Raw genomic sequence first — 17,284 nt, 5'->3', positions numbered from 1 at the left:
TATTCAAATTGGACCTGCTGGTGCAGTGACCCCGCAGGTATGGGTGTCGCAAGCCCCCCGCCACAAGGGCGAGGGACCGCGCGTTATTGCTCTATGGTTACAGGCTGCGTAACGCTGGCCTGAACGTAGGACGGGGATTGCAACGTCGCCATCGCCGTTGTGCCATCCGGCATCACCACTAGCACCTGCTGGCTGCCATCTGCGGAGGGAACTACGTAAGAGGCGTTTGCCACGTCATTATCCGCGTTCTCCAGGATCCTTGCGGCCGCTTCTTGCGCATCGCCGCTTCCCAGCTCATTGCCCGACAGGAAGTCGGAGACCCATGAGGTGTTGCTCAGCACGGCAACATGTACCGCGAATGAGCCTACAGCGACTGCGCCCAGAAAGACCGGAACGCCGACAGATGGGGAAACGACAAGCCACATTTTTGCATTGTTCATGTGTTTTCCCCCTTATCCGAGCCACGGCGTCGACGCAGCGACAAGCATGTGGGCAACGAGTGCGATTGCACCAAAGACACGGGTACCATCAATCAGGTAGCTGTGAACTTCTTCGGCTTCGAGTAGTGTAAGACCGGTCGGCCAAACTTTGTCTGGGTCGTCGGACATAATGGTTCTCCAATTCAGCTTCTAACCAAGTACATCGCAGTTTCCGAAAGGAACGGGGTACTGCCATGCAGCTCATTGGTCGCGACGCGCACACTCGGACCGTCCCTCCATTGTGTCAGAAAAAGTTGACATTACAAGTGTCATTTTTTATTTACCTTTTGGCTGTGCATGTATCCCGGCACTTGTCTCTTAACGCATGATTTCGCTGATTATTCTGTCAACGGTGTCCTCATTGCGCCCTGAAATGCTCTGGAAATCATAGTTGAAGCGCGCTGTGTAAAGGCATGGCTCCCCCGAATCCCAGGCTGGTTAATAGGCGTGCAGTCATGTGTGTGCTGGATGTCAGACACGCTATATGACGGCTATGCAGTGTCGGATCGACCCGACACAAAGGAGGTCAAAATCGAGCGCCGATACGGGATCATGCCTCAATGCTGATTGGCAGCCACAACTCTCAAGCGTCCTCTATGAGCGCGTTGCATGACGTTATGGTGCCACGAAAACCAACTCGGGCAAGACCGTTTCCCATTCATCCTGCTTGATATGTCGTTGAAATTCTTCTTGGCTATCCGTTTTGCGCCATATCACAATCGCGCCCAGCGTGCCCGAGAGAAAAGAGCTGCCCTCAGGAGGTTTCCAGTTTTTCGCCATGCGGGCGAGCGCGCGGCTGTTTTTATCAAGAATGACCCAGCGAGACGCGCGGTACTCCAGTGTAATGTCGTCCCCGGTTTGCGCGTCGCGGATCGCTGCATGGACGGGGTCATCTGATCCTTTGCGACCAGCATAGGACAGATCGACTGATTTGAGTGAGGGCAGTTGAAAAACCTTTTCAGGGCCGTGGCTTTCCGAATCTCGGGGCGTCAGGGCTCGGCGCAGGGTCGCGTCACCTTTGCTGGTCAGCAAAGCATGGGTGCCGCTGGTCATCACCGCGAGGCTGTGCCGGGCGCGGGTCATGGCGACATAGAACAAGCGCCGTGGCGCGGCGGCATCCTCGTTTTGGGAGGCTCGGTCCCAGCCGCCATTCAGGATTACCACATGGTCGAACTCAAGCCCCTTGGCCCGGTGCGCGGTCGTAAGCAGCAGCCCGCGTTGTGCGCCGCGGGTGTCGCGCGCCCATTCGGCGATCCATTCGATCACATCCGGTGCGGGCATGGTCTTGTCTTGCAATTCGCGCGCGAGGTCAGCGATGCCTTCAGCGAGCAGTTCGGTCCACTTGCTGGCTTGCAGCGCATTGAGGGCCGCAAGTATGTCATTCAGGCCAAGCAATTCACTCCCTTTGGCGCGCAGGGCCGCCACGAATGCTTGCGTCTCGCGCAGGCGCCAGATCGTTGGCAGGTCCTCATTCGCCATGTCGACGGAGATTCCTTTGGCCTCGGCATAGCTACGCACGGCATCGAGACTCTTCCAATCGCGCGAGATCACGGCCGCTTTGCGCCAGTCCCATTGCGGATCCAGCGCGCAGAGACGCAAGAGTTCATCAATCGCCGCAATGGCCTGTGGCTTTGGGCCGGGTGGGACATCTAGGAGTTGCACGCGGCCCTGCGCGACTGGGTCGGCGTCGGCCATGCGGCCTCCCGGATTTCCGACGCTGCGCGCTGCGTTGATGCGGATGGCCTGCTCTGCCTTCATGCGGCCCGGGGCCGGTTCGATCACCGAATTGGAAGCGGCGATGATGTGTGCCGTCGAGCGGTAATTTTCGATCAGAAAGGACGGTCTGGCGTGATAGTCCGCCTCAAACTGGCGAATGAAATCCACGGACGCGCCCGTGAATGCATAGATGTTCTGGTCATCATCGCCCACGGCAAACAGGCTCAGCTTCAGATCGGCATCCTCCAGAGATCGACCCGCCACTGCAGAGATCAAGGCGTATTCCTCGGGTCCGATGTCCTGATACTCGTCGACCAGAATCCAGCGATAGCCATCCAGCAGACTGTCGCGCTGCGCTTCCGCCTCGGATTTCGAGAGCCCATCACCGTTCAGAAGCCCCGCCGCATCTGTCACGATGCGGTCGAAATCGGCGTTTTGCGCATCGAAGCCGGAAAAGCTCGCACCCACAAGGCGCATCGCCAGCGCATGGCAGGTGCAAATCGTCACGCCGCGCGCATCTTCGCCCACCAGCGCGGCCAGACGCGTCCGGATCTCGGATGCCGCATGGCGATTATAGGCCAGCACAAGGATGCCGCGTGGATCCTCGCGCTTGATGCGCAAAAGATATGCGACCCGGTGCACCAGGACCCGCGTCTTGCCAGAACCGGGACCCGCAAGAACCAGCACATTGGTGCTGGCCCGGTCATCGGCGACGATGCTCTCTTGGGTCTTATTGCCAAGGTCTTCGACGATCTTTTTCCACGAGGCGCTGGTGGTCTGCCTGCGCAACTCTCGCGCTTTGCCAGGCATCCAGCGTTTCATGAACTGGTCCTGGGTGAGCAGGAAGTAGTCCTCCGACAAACGCATCGCATCGGGCATCGCGACCAGCCCGGTTTCGGCGTAATGCGCCATCACATGGGTTTGCAGGGTCTGTTCGGCATAATGCTCTTCCAGCGGAGTGAAATGGACCTGCGTAAATTGTCCGCCCTTTGGGTTGAGATGAACGGTCATGGCCTGGCGAAAGACGGTCAGGCCCTTCCCAAGGTTCAGGACACCCTGTTCATGCAACCACAATAACGCACGTTCCATCAGGCGGGTCATATCCGCAACACCTGACGTCTTGAGAAACGCGTCCTGAGCCACCGCGGCCAGCAAGTCGCCATAGGTCGTCTCAACCTGCAAATCCTTGCCCCGCGTGCCTTTCGCCAGCTTTTCGATCAAATGCGATAGCAGCAGGGAGGCAGCCACATGCCTCACTTCTGCTGTGCGGGCAATGCTACGCCATGGGCGCAGGAGAGTGACCATCAGGGTCTTGCGGCTCGCCTTGCGCAGGCGCAGGTTGCCCGTCCCGCCATCCAGATCGCGCCCGTCGCGCGCCATGCCGCGCAAAAGCTTGTCAATTTGATCGGGACGCACATCGTGATGGCCCTGTGACCTGAGGGCTGTGCAGGCCTCCGGCAGGTTCAGCGGCTGTGGGGTCTGCGCATCCGCATCAGGGGCAAGTTCTTGCATCTGAGCGATCAGATCGCGCTCCAGACCGGTGATCTTCCCCAACCGCGCGATCGAAGCGTCCGCGACGCCGACGTGCACAAACGCCGTCAGAGCCATGTCGTTGCGTGCGATGCCCAAGGTTTCCAGAGTGACCAGTGCCTTGGTCAGCGCTCCCGGTGTCAACCCGGCCACGCCGCAAAGAGAATCGGTCGACACGCCTTCATCCGCAGCCGCCTGTATCAAATGCCGCACGATTGCCAGCAGCGCATTGCGGTGCGCCATGGTGATCTTGGCGCCCGCAAGTTTGGTCTTGGCCTCGGCCAGCGAACGCACAGTCAAAGACGACGGGAATATCCGAACGCGGTTTTCCTCGCGCGAGAGCAGCTGCGCCTCTTCCAGCCAGGACACCGCTGTCTTGACCCGCGTGTCATCGGTCGCACTGTCACGTTCGAAGTCCTGATCCTTTTCGTGGCGAACAATTTCACCCGCTGTGGCGACAACGGCGCCGGATTTCTGCGTCTTGTCATCGATCCGCCGCAGCGCTTTGAGGATCGCGCCAATCTCGTGCCGGGCAAGGCGCGCGCTGGAGGTCAAGCCAAACTGCCGTTCCACGTCATCTGTGGCATAGAGCAGAACGCAATTTGCATGCAGTCTGTCGCGCCCTGCACGCCCTGCCTCTTGCAGGTAGTTTTCCAGAGAGCCGGGAATATCCGCATGGACCACGAGGCGGATGTCAGGCTTGTCAATGCCCATGCCAAAGGCGTTGGTCGCGGCAATCACCCGCAGATCGCCGATGCGGAACCGTTCCTGAACGGTCTGTTTGTCATCGGGGCTGAGCCCTGCGTGAAAATGGGCAGCGTCAAGACCTTGGGCCTTGAGAAACTCCGCAACGCGCTCCGTAGACTTACGTGAGGCGCAGTAAACCACTGCGCCGGAACGGCCCTCGCTGGGCAAGCTCTGTTCAATGACCGACAGCACATCCGCCAGTTTTGTGGTCTTGGTTGTTGGCCGGACGTCGAATGTCAGGTTTTGCCGGGTACTTCCGCCGTCCAGCACCGTCAGCGGCACATCCAGACGGGCGCGGAAATGCTCGACAATTTCGGCCACCACTTCCGGCTTGGCCGTCGCGGTCAGGCAGATGATCGGAGCAGGGGGTTGATCGCCTGAAAACTCGCGGATGAAGCGGCCAAGATAACGATAGTCGGGCCGGAAATCGTGCCCCCATTTCGACAGGCAATGTGCCTCGTCGATCGCCCAGAGGCCGACTTCGCGCTGCGCCAGCACAGAGCGCACGGCCGTGCTGCGCAATTGCTCTGGTGAGATGATCAGAATGCCGGCCTCGCCCAGCCGGACCTTGTCGAGCGCGTCCTGACGTTCGGGCATAGACAACATGCCGTTGATGGTGACCGCACAGGTTAACCCTGCGCGCTCCATCCCCTGCACCTGATCCGCCATCAGCGCAACCAGCGGCGAAATCACTACGGTCAGCGCGCCGGTTTTGTCAAATCGCGACAACGCCGGCACCTGGTAGCACACAGATTTCCCGGTGCCGGTCGGCAAAATGCCCAGCACGCTCTTGCCCGACATAGCCTCATCCACGATCCGTTCCTGCAGTGGACGCCCCTCCGGATCTACCGGTTGCGGGCGATATGCCTCGAACCCAAACCATTTTTGCAAGGCGCGCAAAGGATCGTTTTGCTCTGCGCACCACGCACAGTTCGGATCGCCGCAAGACGTATCACGCAAATGTTTGACGATCAGCGACGCCTTGCGAAACTGCGCCCGCACCCAGGGCGGCATCACGGAGTCCCCACCGGCGACCGTTATCCATGCCAGCGCATAGGCCATGGGCCAGCCGTTTTTGGGGCTTGAAAGCCGCTCCAGCGTTTGCGCGAGCCGGGCACCACAAACCTGCCCTGCCAGCATCCGCACCAGCGCGTCTTGCGCCTCGGTCTGAGAGGGGCAATCATGTCCGCGTATGTAACGAAACACCGCATCAAACCCCGTCATGCCCTCCGCGCGGGTCGTCAGGTAGTGATAGCAGGCAAGTGCATCCGGGTTGCTCTTGTGCAGAGCGCCGAAGGCCTCAAGCTGATTGTCCAGAACGTCGAATACCAGCAGCGCATCCTGCTCGGGATCGTTGATATGGCCCGTGGCGAGCCGACCATCCTGATAGTGTTTTACCAGGTGGTGATAAGGGTTGCGCGGGAAGGCCAGCGGGTTCAGCCATAGCGTATCAATGGCGCCCGTTACCGGAAGGTCGGGCCGCAGAGCCGCAAGATGGGGTAGATCATGGCTGAGAATATTGTGCCCGAGTGGATGACTGACGTTTTCAAGCGCCTGGTGAAGGGCATCAAGATCCCGCTTTTGCAGACCCTTTGTGCGCTTGGGTATCGCCGGACCATCGACGCGGACCGCGGCAAGACCAAATACAATTGCCGACCCGGGATCAACTTCAATGTCAATTGACAAGCAGCGCGCCAAAAATGCCTGATGGTGCGACCCCATTTCAACGAAACCTCTCAACTCAAAGCAATTGAAAGCTTTTTTCAGCTGAGTGCAAGCTATTGCTTTGCGCCAACTCCGCTTTCGGCCTTTAGCGGCAGTCGCGCAAATGGCCTCTCTTGGGAACCGGAGGCGGCAAAAGTCTTGGCACTGCACCGGCAGAGACACGCGACGCGACGCGGGCCGACGCAAGCGCGGCAAGCTGTAACGGGTCAATCGGCTCCTTTTCGTCCGGTTCTTCTGCGGGGCGATGGGTGGGCACCCACATCCGTCGGCGGCCGAAAATGATCAAGCGGTCAACCGGCGTGACCGTCTTGCCGCTCGCGCAGCGCGCCAATTCTCGGTCAGTCCATAGACGGCCCCAGTTACCAGCGCGCCCCATTTAACGGTGGCTGTCCGGCGCGCAGAGTCCCGCGCAACTAAACTCGCCGGTTGTGACGTCGCCCTTGCATGTAAGGCGGCGCAGGTCTTGAACGCGTCGCAGTACGTCGCTCAAATGGCAGCGCTCGAAAGCGGAGAATCCAACCGTCTTACATGTTTAGAAATCAAAGCGAATCCTTCGGAGTCCACAGTTCGGGAGACGGCGATTGATTGGGCGCGTCGGAGACAGCGCGGGAAGCGCGAGAGGTTGCTTCATCATGGCCTGCCGGTGCATTTGCAGCCTCTCTTGCAGTGTTTTGTCTCCTTAACACTGCCGACTTCGAATGCGTCCGACGTGGTGTCCCATGGAAACAATGCGGATGCCGTTGCGAAGCGCTGCGCTGGCAGGTGTGACCGGTGTTCAGGCGCATGCGGACGTGGTTGGGCAGTTTCTAAGCGGGCCGGGCATCACGCCCAAAAAGGCACGGGTCGCGACCTAGCGGTTGTTCGTTGAGTGCCAATGGTCCGAGCGACAAGGGTACCGCGCAAAGGCAGGGAAACAGCGCGATGGCTGGATTGAGCAGCGCGCGCGCCGGTTCCGAGCAATCAGAGCGTGTTGTCTTTTTTGCGTCTTGGGGCATCACTGCGCAATATCGGGCCAGCTAGTGGATGAGGCAACATGACCGGCCAGCCGGGGTGGGCACAACGGGGAGAACGGTTTGCTCATGGATGCCCCTTTTGATCCTAAAGCGTCATGCGAAGAACCTCGATCACGTAACGCTGCCCGAAACCAAAGGTTTCAACGCATTACGTGATACTTGGTGTTGCAGGAATTTAGTCAGATCCCCACGGAACTCGGATTTGCGCCGCAGGCCTGAGCGCCGTGGGCGTGGTCGCACTTTGAATCATCAAGGTTGCGGCATTCGCTACTGCCGTCGGTCAGTTTTCACCCCCGCGCCGGAGCTGAACCCTGCGGTTGCCCCGGAAAACCCCGCCCCACACGCGAACGCCGCCGCTGCGAAAGCGACGTGCCGGATGTTGGCTTTGGTTCTTGCTGCCACATACCCGTGACCGGCGCCCGATCGAGTTGGCCTTCTTAAAACTCGCCGTGCACCTGCGCAGGATCGTTGCGTGATCCCTTGATGACATGCTCAATGCGCTCACCGGAGACCGCGACCGGGACACGCCGCGCGTGCCGGAACTATTTCAAGAGTCCTGGGAGTGCGAGGAATAACGCAGGGTGTTTCAGAACCGGCAGATGTTCGTTTCTCCAGCTCTGCTGTTCTGCTTCAGTCGCGGTTTTCAATGCAATCGAGCCTCCCTGTTTTACAACAGAGAGGCTCAATGTATCACCATACCAAAAGGCTACTCAGCAGTCAGCAGAGGTGGTTTGTCCCCGGCTAGACGCGGTTTGTCCGGTCCTTCGATTTTGAGATCGATCTCGCCATTCTTGACACCTACTTTTACAACGCCGCCCTTGGCAAGCTTGCCGAACAGCAAGTCTTCGGCGAGCGGTTTCTTGATGTGCTCTTGAATGACACGGCCCAAGGGGCGCGCGCCCATTTTCGCATCGTAACCTTTGTCCGCGAGCCACTCTGCGGCGGGTTTTGTCAGTTCGATTGTAACATTTCTGTCCATCAACTGCGCTTCGAGTTGCAGCACAAACTTTTCGACCACGCGCAAGATCACCTCTTTGGGTAGCGGCGCAAAGCTGATCACCGCATCCAACCTGTTGCGGAATTCAGGCGTGAATGTGCGTTCAATGGCGGCGGTATCTTCGCCTTCGCGTCGATCACGCCCAAAGCCAATCGCTTCCTTGGCCTGTTCAGCGGCGCCCGCGTTGGAGGTCATGATCAGAACGACGTTTCGGAAATCAACGGTTCTCCCATTGTGGTCTGTCAGTTTGCCGTGATCCATGACCTGCAGGAGAATGTTGTAGACATCCGGATGCGCTTTTTCCATTTCATCAAGAAGCAATACGCAATGCGGATGCTGATCAACGCCATCGGTCAACATGCCGCCTTGATCGAAGCCGACATATCCCGGTGGGGCACCGATCAGGCGCGAAACCGCGTGCTTCTCCATATATTCGGACATATCGAAGCGTAGAAGTTCAACCCCCAGCGTATCCGCCAGTTGCTTGGCGACTTCAGTTTTGCCGACACCGGTGGGCCCGGCAAAGAGATAGTTGCCAATGGGCTTTTCCGGTTCGCGCAAACCGGCACGTGCCAGTTTGATGGCGGATGAAAGCGCTTCAATCGCTGCGTTTTGACCAAACACCACGCGTTTCAGCGACCCTTCGAGGTCCTTCAGGACTTCTGCATCGTCTTTGGACACGTTCTTCGGCGGAATACGCGCGATCTTAGCAACGACGTTTTCGATCTCCTTGGTGCCAATCGTTTTGCGCCGTTTCGCGGCCACGATCAAATGCTGAGCGGCGCCCGCTTCGTCGATCACGTCAATGGCGCTGTCGGGCAGCTTGCGGTCGTTGATGTAACGCGAGGCCAGTTCGACGCTCGTCTTGATCGCATCGGCCGTGTATTTCACCGCGTGGTGGTCCTCGAAATAGGGTTTCAGACCCCGCAGGATTTTCACTGCATCTTCGACAGATGGCTCATTCACGTCGATCTTCTGGAACCGGCGGCTCAGCGCGCGGTCCTTCTCGAAATGCTGGCGAAATTCCTTGTAGGTCGTGGACCCCATGGTGCGCAGTTTGCCGCCCGCCAAGGCGGGTTTGAGCAGATTGGAGGCATCCATCGCGCCACCCGATGTCGCCCCTGCACCGATCACGGTATGAATTTCGTCGATGAAAAGCACCGCGTCTTTATGATCTTCCAACTCGGACACGACGGCCTTCAGACGCTCTTCGAAATCACCGCGATAGCGCGTGCCGGCCAGCAGCGCGCCCATGTCGAGGGAATAAATGGTCGTCTTGGCAAGCACCTCAGGTGTTTCGCCCGCAACGATTTTGCGCGCCAGCCCTTCAGCGATTGCTGTTTTCCCGACCCCGGGGTCGCCGACCAGCAAAGGATTGTTCTTGCGGCGCCGACACAGCACTTGGATACAACGCTCGACCTCTGAGTCGCGGCCAATGAGCGGATCAATATCGCCCTCGCGCGACTTTGCGTTCAAATCGACGCAGTATTTTTCAAGCGCGCTTTCTTTCTTTTCGCCGTCGGTCACGCCTTGTGTTTCTTCTTCGGCTTCGGGCGCGCCGGACACGGGGCGCGGTTCACCATATGCAGGGTCTTTCGCTACGCCATGCGCAATGAAGTTCACCGCATCATAGCGCGTCATATCCTGTTCCTGCAGGAAGTATGCGGCATTGCTTTCGCGCTCGGCAAAAATGGCGACCAGCACATTCGCGCCGGTCACTTCTGTTCGGCCCGAGGATTGCACATGGATCGCGGCGCGCTGGATGACGCGCTGGAAAGCAGCGGTCGGCACGGCTTCGGATCCGTCTATGTCGGTTACCAGGTTGCTCAGATCCTCGTCGACAAATTCGACAAGTGTCTTGCGGAGATCATCGGTATCCACGCTGCACGCTTTCATCACGCGGGAGGCGTCAGGCTCGTCAATCAGGGCCAGCAACAAATGTTCCAGCGTGGCAAATTCGTGGCGACGCGCGTTTGCGAGTGCCAATGCCGAATGAATTGCCTGTTCCAGTGTCGTTGAAAATGAAGGCACGTTGTGTGCTCCTTCTGATCGGGGTCGGTATCAGAGCCGAGGGATATCAGCCCTTCATCCAACCATAGCCTCATTAAGTTAGAGTTTGGTTGATCCTAGCGCGGCTTCAAGTTTTTTCTTCATTTTTCCATTCACATTTTGTGATTCAGGCCGCGCAGGGGTCACGATGTGGGCGTTAGAATGCGTCTTTGCGGGCGCGAATTTCAGCAAAGACTTCGCTGTCGCTCGCGTGCTGCATATTGAGGTGCGCGCGGATGGCAGGGTCGGCGGCCCGCAGAAAGGGGTTTGTTGCGGCTTCTGTCGCCAAGGTGGATGGAACGGTGGGCTTTGCGGCCGCGCGCGCCGCCGTTATGCCCTCCGAGCGCGATATAAGATCTGGATTATGCGGATCAATGGTTAATGCAAACCTAGCGTTGGCGGCGGTGTATTCATGACCCGAATATACTTGTGTCTCGGAGGGCAGGGCCGCGAGCTTGCTCAGGCTGTCCCACATCTGATCGGCGGTGCCTTCGAACAGGCGCCCGCAGCCCAGTGCCATCAGGCTATCTGCGGTGAACACGGCCTTTGCGTCTGCACAATAATAGGCGATGTGGCCGACCGTGTGTCCGGAAACGTCCATCACGTCGACCTTGTGGCCGGCGAAATCAAAGCTCTCCCCGTCGCGCAATTCGACATCAAGTGCCGGCAGACGGTGCGCATCGCGCGCTGCCCCGCGCACCTGCGCCGGATGCGCGGACAAGATATCTCCGAGGCCCTGTACGTGGTCTGCGTGATGATGGGTGATCCAGACCTCACTCAGCTGCCACGTCCGTTCTGCAAGCACCTTTAGAATCGGGGCCGCCTCGGGAACATCAATCAGCGCGGTCTGACCCGTCGCCGTGTCATGCACCAGAAACGCGTAGTTGTCGTTCAGGCAGGGAATGGTCAGTATCTCGATGGGCATGGTCATTTTCCTCCGGCTTTGCGACACTGGTTTCAAGAGTGACCGATCACGAGGCTGGCCGCAATGCATCTGGACGTACAGGACCTGCGAAATTTCTACTACCGCAGTGCACTGGGGCGGGCCGCGCAGATGTCTTTGCGCAGCAGGATGATGGAAATCTGGCCCGAAGCGAAGGGGCAGACCGTGGTCGGCTTCGGCTTTGCGGCCCCTTTGCTGCGCCCCTACCTGAAAGATGCGCGTCGGGTGATGGCCCTGATGCCCGGGCCGCAGGGTGTCATGCCATGGCCCTCCGGCCTGCCCAATGTGTCGGTGCTGACCGAAGAGGTCGCCTGGCCCATCGAAACCGGACATGTGGACAAGCTCGTCCTGCTGCATGGGCTTGAGACATCCGAACGGGTGTCTGATCTGCTTGAGGAATGCTGGCGCGTACTGGGTCCGGGGGGGCGGGCACTGTTTATTGTGCCAAACCGTGCGGGGCTGTGGGCGCGGCGCGACCGCACGCCCTTTGGCTATGGGCGGCCCTATTCGACGAGCCAGCTGGAAACACAGTTGCGAAAACATCAGTTCTTGCCCGAACGCCACCTTGGCGCATTGTATCAGGTGCCGTCATCGCAGCGGTTGTGGATGAAATCCGGGGCCGCGCTTGAAAAGATCGGTCGCCGCATGCCGACGTTCATTGCCAGCGGCGCGTTCATGGTCGAGGCGACCAAGCTGGTCTATCCGCCAAAGGGCAAAGTGGAACCCAAACGCCGCGTTGCCCCGGTTGGCGTTTTGAAACCCGCGGCCAAACCGGTCTGAGCACAGAACCGATTTCGCGCGATTGCACAAAGTTTCGGCAGCGCAGAATCGCAATCTGGCTGCCTTTGCGTTGCAAAATCAAAACTTTTTGGAGGGCCAAACCGTCGCACTTTCGCCAAGCGCCTGAAAACATGAGGAAACCGCCGAAATGAACAAATGCTAAGACATGTTGCGGGGTGGAACCTCCTCTGCTACATCACCGCTGATTTCGTCGGTCAGAGGCAACTTTGTCCGCACCAACTTCTTAGACCGCGCGGGCATTCCGCGTATGTCGGGACCAGAACATCGGAAGGGTGGACGTGTCAGAACCAGCTTCGATTTCCACTGGCGTTGCTGCGCGATATGCAACGGCTGTTTATGATATTGCTAAAGACTCCAAATCGGTAAAAACACTCGAAGATGACATAAACGTCTTGCAAGGCGCGCTTGCCGAAAGCGCTGATTTCGGTGCTCTGATCATGTCGCCGATCTACACAAGAGAAGAACAGGAAGCTGCCATTTCCGCACTTGCCGCGAAAATGGGGCTTAGTGCGACAATGGCGAATACACTTTCCCTGATGGCTCAGAAGCGCCGCCTGTTCGTGGTGCCGCAACTGCTGTCCACGCTGCGCGAGATCATCGCAGAGGACAAGGGTGAAGTGACGGCCGATGTCGTCTCCGCCAAGGCGCTGACCAAAACGCAGGCCGATAAGCTGGCCAAAACGCTCAAAGCCTCCACAGGCAAAACTGTCACATTGAATGCGTCCGTTGATGAAAGCCTCATCGGCGGTCTCGTCGTTAAAGTCGGTTCGCGCATGATTGATACGTCAATCCGCTCGAAACTGAATTCCCTCCAGAATGCAATGAAAGAGGTCGGATAAATGGGTATCCAAGCAGCAGAAATTTCTGCGATCCTGAAGGACCAGATCAAGAATTTCGGTCAAGAAGCTGAAGTGGCCGAGGTTGGTCGCGTACTTTCCGTCGGTGACGGGATCGCGCGGGTCTACGGGCTGGACAATGTTCAGGCCGGTGAGATGGTCGAATTCCCCGGTGGTATTCAGGGCATGGCGCTGAACCTGGAATCCGACAACGTCGGTGTGGTTATCTTCGGCTCTGACCGGGACATCAAGGAAGGCGACACGGTAAAGCGCACGAATTCCATCGTGTCCGTGCCCACCGGTGATGAACTTTTGGGCCGTGTGGTCGATGGCCTCGGCAACCCGATTGACGGCAAAGGCCCGATCAAGACAAAAACAACCTCCGTGGCCGACGTCAAGGCGCCGGGCATCATCCCGCGCAAGTCCGTGCATGAGCCAATGGCGACCGGCCTCAAGGCGGTTGACTCGATGATCCCGATTGGTCGTGGTCAGCGCGAACTTATCATCGGCGACCGTCAGACCGGCAAAACTGCCGTTGCTCTGGACGCGATCCTGAACCAGAAATCCTACAACGACGCCGCGGGCGATGACGAGAGCAAGAAGCTTTATTGCGTATACGTCGCGATCGGCCAAAAACGCTCAACCGTTGCTCAGTTGGTCAAGAAGCTCGAAGAAACAGGCGCGATCAACTATTCCATCGTCGTGGCTGCGACAGCGTCCGAGCCTGCACCAATGCAGTTCCTCGCGCCTTACTCCGCGACAGCCATGGCCGAGCATTTCCGCGACAATGGCCGCCACGCGCTGATCGTCTATGATGATCTCAGCAAACAGGCCGTGTCCTATCGTCAGATGTCGCTGCTTCTGCGCCGTCCACCGGGTCGCGAAGCCTATCCGGGTGACGTTTTCTACCTCCACTCCCGTCTGCTTGAGCGCTCCGCGAAACTTGGGGACGATGCGGGCAACGGGTCCCTGACCGCGCTGCCGATCATCGAAACGCAAGGCGGTGACGTGTCGGCCTTTATTCCGACGAACGTTATTTCGATCACGGACGGTCAGATCTTCCTCGAAACGGAACTGTTTTATCAAGGTATCCGCCCCGCGGTGAATACCGGTCTGTCAGTTTCGCGCGTTGGGTCTTCGGCGCAGACCTCGGCAATGTCCTCCGTAGCGGGTCCGGTGAAACTGAGCCTTGCGCAGTATCGCGAAATGGCCGCCTTTGCGCAGTTCGGCTCCGATCTTGACGCATCGACACAGCAGTTGCTGGCGCGTGGTGCGCGTCTGACCGAACTGATGAAGCAGCCGCAATATTCGCCGCTGACCAATGCCGAGATCGTCTGCGTGATCTTTGCCGGTACGAACGGTTTCCTCGACAAGGTCGACGTCAAGGATGTGGGCCGCTTCGAAGAAGCACTGCTCAACCACATGCGTTCCAAGCACAGCGACGTATTGGACTGGATCACGAACGAAGATCCCAAGATCAAAGGCGATGCCGCAGATAAACTCAAAGCCGCGATCAGCGAATTCGCATCCGACTTCGCCTGAAGCGGGAGATAGGCAATGCCAAGTCTTAAGGACCTAAAAAACAGGATCGAGTCGGTCAAATCGACCCGCAAGATCACCAAAGCCATGCAAATGGTAGCCGCGGCGAAACTTCGCCGCGCGCAAGAGGCCGCCGAGCAGTCGCGCCCCTACACAGAACGCTTCAATGCGGTCATGGCAGGGCTCGCGGCGTCAGTGGGCGGATCGGACTCTGCGCCAAAGCTTCTGTCCGGAACGGGCAGTGACAAGGTGCAGCTTTTGATCGTCATGACGTCTGAGCGCGGCCTGTGCGGCGGTTTCAACACCAACATCGCAAAGCTGGCGCGGGCGCATGCCCAGAAGCTTCAGGGCGAGGGCAAGGACGTCAAAATCCTCACCGTCGGTAAAAAGGGCCGCGATCAACTCAAGCGGGATCTGGGGTCGCTGTTCATTGGGCACGTGGACCTCACAGAGATCAAGCGTGTCAGCTATGTGGATGCGCAGGGCATCGCCAAGGATGTTTTGAACCGCTTTGATGTGGGCGAATTTGACGTCGCAACGATCTTTTACGCGAAGTTCGTAAATGTGGTCAGTCAAATTCCGACGGCGCAGCAGATCATTCCGGCCAAGTTTGAACAGCAGGAGGGCGAAGAGGCCTCGACACTGTTCGATTATGAACCGGATGAAGAGGCCATTCTGGCTGACCTTCTGCCACGCGGTGTTGCGACGCAGATTTTCTCGGCATTGCTGGAAAATGGCGCGTCCGAGCAAGGCGCGCGGATGTCTGCAATGGACAATGCGACTCGCAACGCGGGCGAGATGATCGAAAATCTGACCATCGAATTCAACCGTTCGCGTCAGGCGGTCATTACAAACGAGCTGATCGAAATCATTTCCGGCGCGGAAGCGCTGTAGAACAAACCGGAGAAACGACATGGCAAATGCAGTCGGCAAAATTACACAAGTCATCGGCGCGGTCGTTGACGTTCAGTTCGCGGATCACCTCCCGGAGATTCTGAACGCTTTGGAAACAAACAACAACGGCAACCGCCTTGTGCTCGAAGTGGCGCAGCACCTTGGTGAAAACACCGTCCGTGCCATCGCGATGGATGCGACCGAAGGATTGGTGCGCGGTCAGACGGTGACGGACACCGATGGCCCGATTTCGATCCCGGTCGGCAATGCGACGCTGGGCCGTATCATGAACGTTGTGGGTGAGCCCATTGACGAAAAAGGTCCTGTTGCCACGGACGAGACACGCTCGATCCATCAGGAAGCGCCTGCTTTCGCTGAACAATCCACATCCTCCGAGGTGCTGGAAACTGGTATCAAGGTGATCGACCTTCTGGCGCCTTACGCCAAGGGTGGTAAGATTGGTCTCTTCGGTGGTGCGGGTGTGGGTAAAACCGTTCTCATCATGGAATTGATCAACAACATCGCCAAGGTGCACTCGGGTTTCTCCGTCTTCGCCGGTGTGGGGGAGCGGACGCGTGAAGGCAACGACCTTTACCACGAGATGATCGAATCCTCGGTGATCGTGCCTGACAACCTGACCGAGTCCAAAGTGGCGCTGGTCTACGGCCAGATGAACGAACCACCCGGTGCGCGTATGCGTGTGGCTTTGACAGGTCTGACCTTGGCCGAACAGTTCCGCGATCAGTCCGGTACAGACGTTTTGTTCTTTGTGGACAACATCTTCCGCTTTACCCAAGCCGGTTCCGAGGTCTCCGCTCTCTTGGGTCGTATCCCTTCCGCTGTGGGCTATCAGCCGACGCTGGCCACCGACATGGGGGCGATGCAGGAACGGATTACATCGACAAAGGCCGGGTCGATTACCTCCGTGCAGGCGGTTTATGTCCCTGCGGATGACCTTACCGACCCCGCGCCTGCGACGTCCTTTGCGCACCTTGATGCGACAACCGTTCTGTCGCGTGCGATTTCCGAGCTTGGGATTTACCCGGCGGTTGACCCGCTCGATTCCACATCCCGTCTGATGGACCCGCAGGTGCTGGGGGAGGAGCATTACAATGTCGCGCGTGACGTGCAGGGGATTCTGCAGCGTTACAAATCCCTGCAGGACATCATCGCGATCCTCGGCATGGACGAATTGAGCGAAGAAGACAAATTGACCGTGGCCCGTGCCCGGAAGATTCAGCGCTTCCTGTCCCAGCCCTTCGACGTTGCGAAAGTCTTCACCGGCTCTGACGGGAAACAGGTCCCGCTGGCCGAAACGATCGAGAGCTTCAAAGCGGTTGTGGCCGGCGAATATGACCACCTGCCCGAAGGTGCGTTCTATATGGTCGGTGGCATCGAGGAAGTAAAAGCGAAAGCGGAACAAATGGCGGCAGACGCTGCTTAAGGAGCCTGACCCATGGCAGATACAGTCCAGTTCGACCTCGTTTCGCCTGAACGCTTGCTTGCCTCCGGGCAGGTGACGGCAGTGCAGATTCCGGGTGCCGATGGCGACATGACGGCGATGGCGGAGCATGCGCCCACCATCACCACCCTGCGCCCCGGCCTGCTGGTGACCGAAGGCCCCGATGGCACGTCAGAATACGTCGTCACGGGCGGTTTCGCCGAAATCACCGCAAGCAGCATTTCCGTCCTCGCCGAGCGTGCGATCCCCAAAGCGGAAGTGACCAAGGCGGATCACGACGCGATGGTGAAAGAAGCCGAAGAGGCGCTGGTCAAGGCAAAAGAAGCCTTTGCGAATGAACCCGGACCCGTCGACGATGCCGCAAAGATGCTGGCTGACATGGTGGCGGTGGGCGATCACATCACGCTCTGAGCATGTGCATCAGACAATTTCAAAGGCCTCGCGGAGACGCGGGGCCTTTCTTTGTTGTGACCGGGGTTCGGGCGGCTGTGATGCACGCTCGCCACTGTTAGGGGCTTGCTCGCGACCCGTCTTTTATATCGCGATACCGGTT

Annotated in this window: 11 protein-coding genes; 6 read left to right on the top strand and 5 right to left on the bottom strand. The window is 58.5% G+C overall.

Translation table 11 applies throughout. The annotated features are described in order from the left end of the window. Nucleotides 1-83: 83 nt before the first annotated feature. The 5 genes from RD1_RS16300 to gloB all read right to left on the bottom strand — a co-directional run bounded on the left by RD1_RS16300 (nt 84) and on the right by gloB (nt 11,181). Nucleotides 84-440 (bottom strand): light-harvesting protein, encoded by a 357-nt coding sequence (locus tag RD1_RS16300; RefSeq protein ID WP_011569638.1) that lies wholly within the window; start codon nt 438-440, stop codon nt 84-86. Nucleotides 441-452: 12 nt separating this feature from the next. After that, nucleotides 453-608 carry a light-harvesting antenna LH1, beta subunit gene (pufB, locus tag RD1_RS20745; protein WP_011569637.1) on the bottom strand — a complete coding sequence of 52 codons (156 nt, stop codon included), beginning with the start codon at nt 606-608 and terminating at the stop codon, nt 453-455. Nucleotides 609-1,094: 486 nt separating this feature from the next. After that, nucleotides 1,095-6,194, bottom strand: coding sequence for a RecQ family ATP-dependent DNA helicase (locus RD1_RS16295; RefSeq protein WP_044033219.1), 5,100 nt, complete (start codon nt 6,192-6,194; stop codon nt 1,095-1,097). A gap of 1,722 nt (nt 6,195-7,916) precedes the next feature. Continuing rightward, a complete protein-coding gene (gene clpA / locus RD1_RS16290; protein WP_011569634.1) occupies nt 7,917-10,238 on the bottom strand; it encodes an ATP-dependent Clp protease ATP-binding subunit ClpA in 2,322 nt (773 codons plus the stop codon). A 175-nt stretch (nt 10,239-10,413) separates the two neighbouring features. Continuing rightward, nucleotides 10,414-11,181: a hydroxyacylglutathione hydrolase gene (gene gloB / locus RD1_RS16285; RefSeq protein WP_011569633.1), complete on the bottom strand. Its 768-nt coding sequence runs from the start codon at nt 11,179-11,181 to the stop codon at nt 10,414-10,416. 63 nt (nt 11,182-11,244) lie between these two features. On the opposite strand from gloB, the gene RD1_RS16280 reads away from it, so the two are divergent. From RD1_RS16280 to RD1_RS16255, 6 genes are all read left to right on the top strand, one after another. Continuing rightward, on the top strand, nt 11,245-11,979 hold the full coding sequence (locus tag RD1_RS16280; RefSeq protein WP_011569632.1) for a methyltransferase domain-containing protein: 735 nt from the start codon (nt 11,245-11,247) through the stop codon (nt 11,977-11,979). A 299-nt stretch (nt 11,980-12,278) separates the two neighbouring features. Then, nucleotides 12,279-12,839 (top strand): F0F1 ATP synthase subunit delta, encoded by a 561-nt coding sequence (locus tag RD1_RS16275; protein ID WP_011569630.1) that lies wholly within the window; start codon nt 12,279-12,281, stop codon nt 12,837-12,839. Beyond that, nucleotides 12,840-14,378, top strand: coding sequence for a F0F1 ATP synthase subunit alpha (gene atpA, locus RD1_RS16270; protein ID WP_011569629.1), 1,539 nt, complete (start codon nt 12,840-12,842; stop codon nt 14,376-14,378). 15 nt (nt 14,379-14,393) lie between these two features. Further along, nucleotides 14,394-15,269 (top strand): F0F1 ATP synthase subunit gamma, encoded by an 876-nt coding sequence (locus RD1_RS16265; protein WP_011569628.1) that lies wholly within the window; start codon nt 14,394-14,396, stop codon nt 15,267-15,269. 19 nt (nt 15,270-15,288) lie between these two features. Continuing rightward, nucleotides 15,289-16,713: a F0F1 ATP synthase subunit beta gene (gene atpD, locus RD1_RS16260; protein WP_011569627.1), complete on the top strand. Its 1,425-nt coding sequence runs from the start codon at nt 15,289-15,291 to the stop codon at nt 16,711-16,713. A 12-nt stretch (nt 16,714-16,725) separates the two neighbouring features. Then, a complete protein-coding gene (locus RD1_RS16255; protein ID WP_011569626.1) occupies nt 16,726-17,142 on the top strand; it encodes a F0F1 ATP synthase subunit epsilon in 417 nt (138 codons plus the stop codon). Nucleotides 17,143-17,284: the final 142 nt, after the last annotated feature.

It is taken from the genome of Roseobacter denitrificans OCh 114, from assembly GCF_000014045.1.
In the GTDB taxonomy this organism is placed as follows: domain Bacteria; phylum Pseudomonadota; class Alphaproteobacteria; order Rhodobacterales; family Rhodobacteraceae; genus Roseobacter; species Roseobacter denitrificans.
Note: the sequence above shows the minus strand (reverse complement) of the source record. Positions and strands in the feature narration are given on the sequence as shown.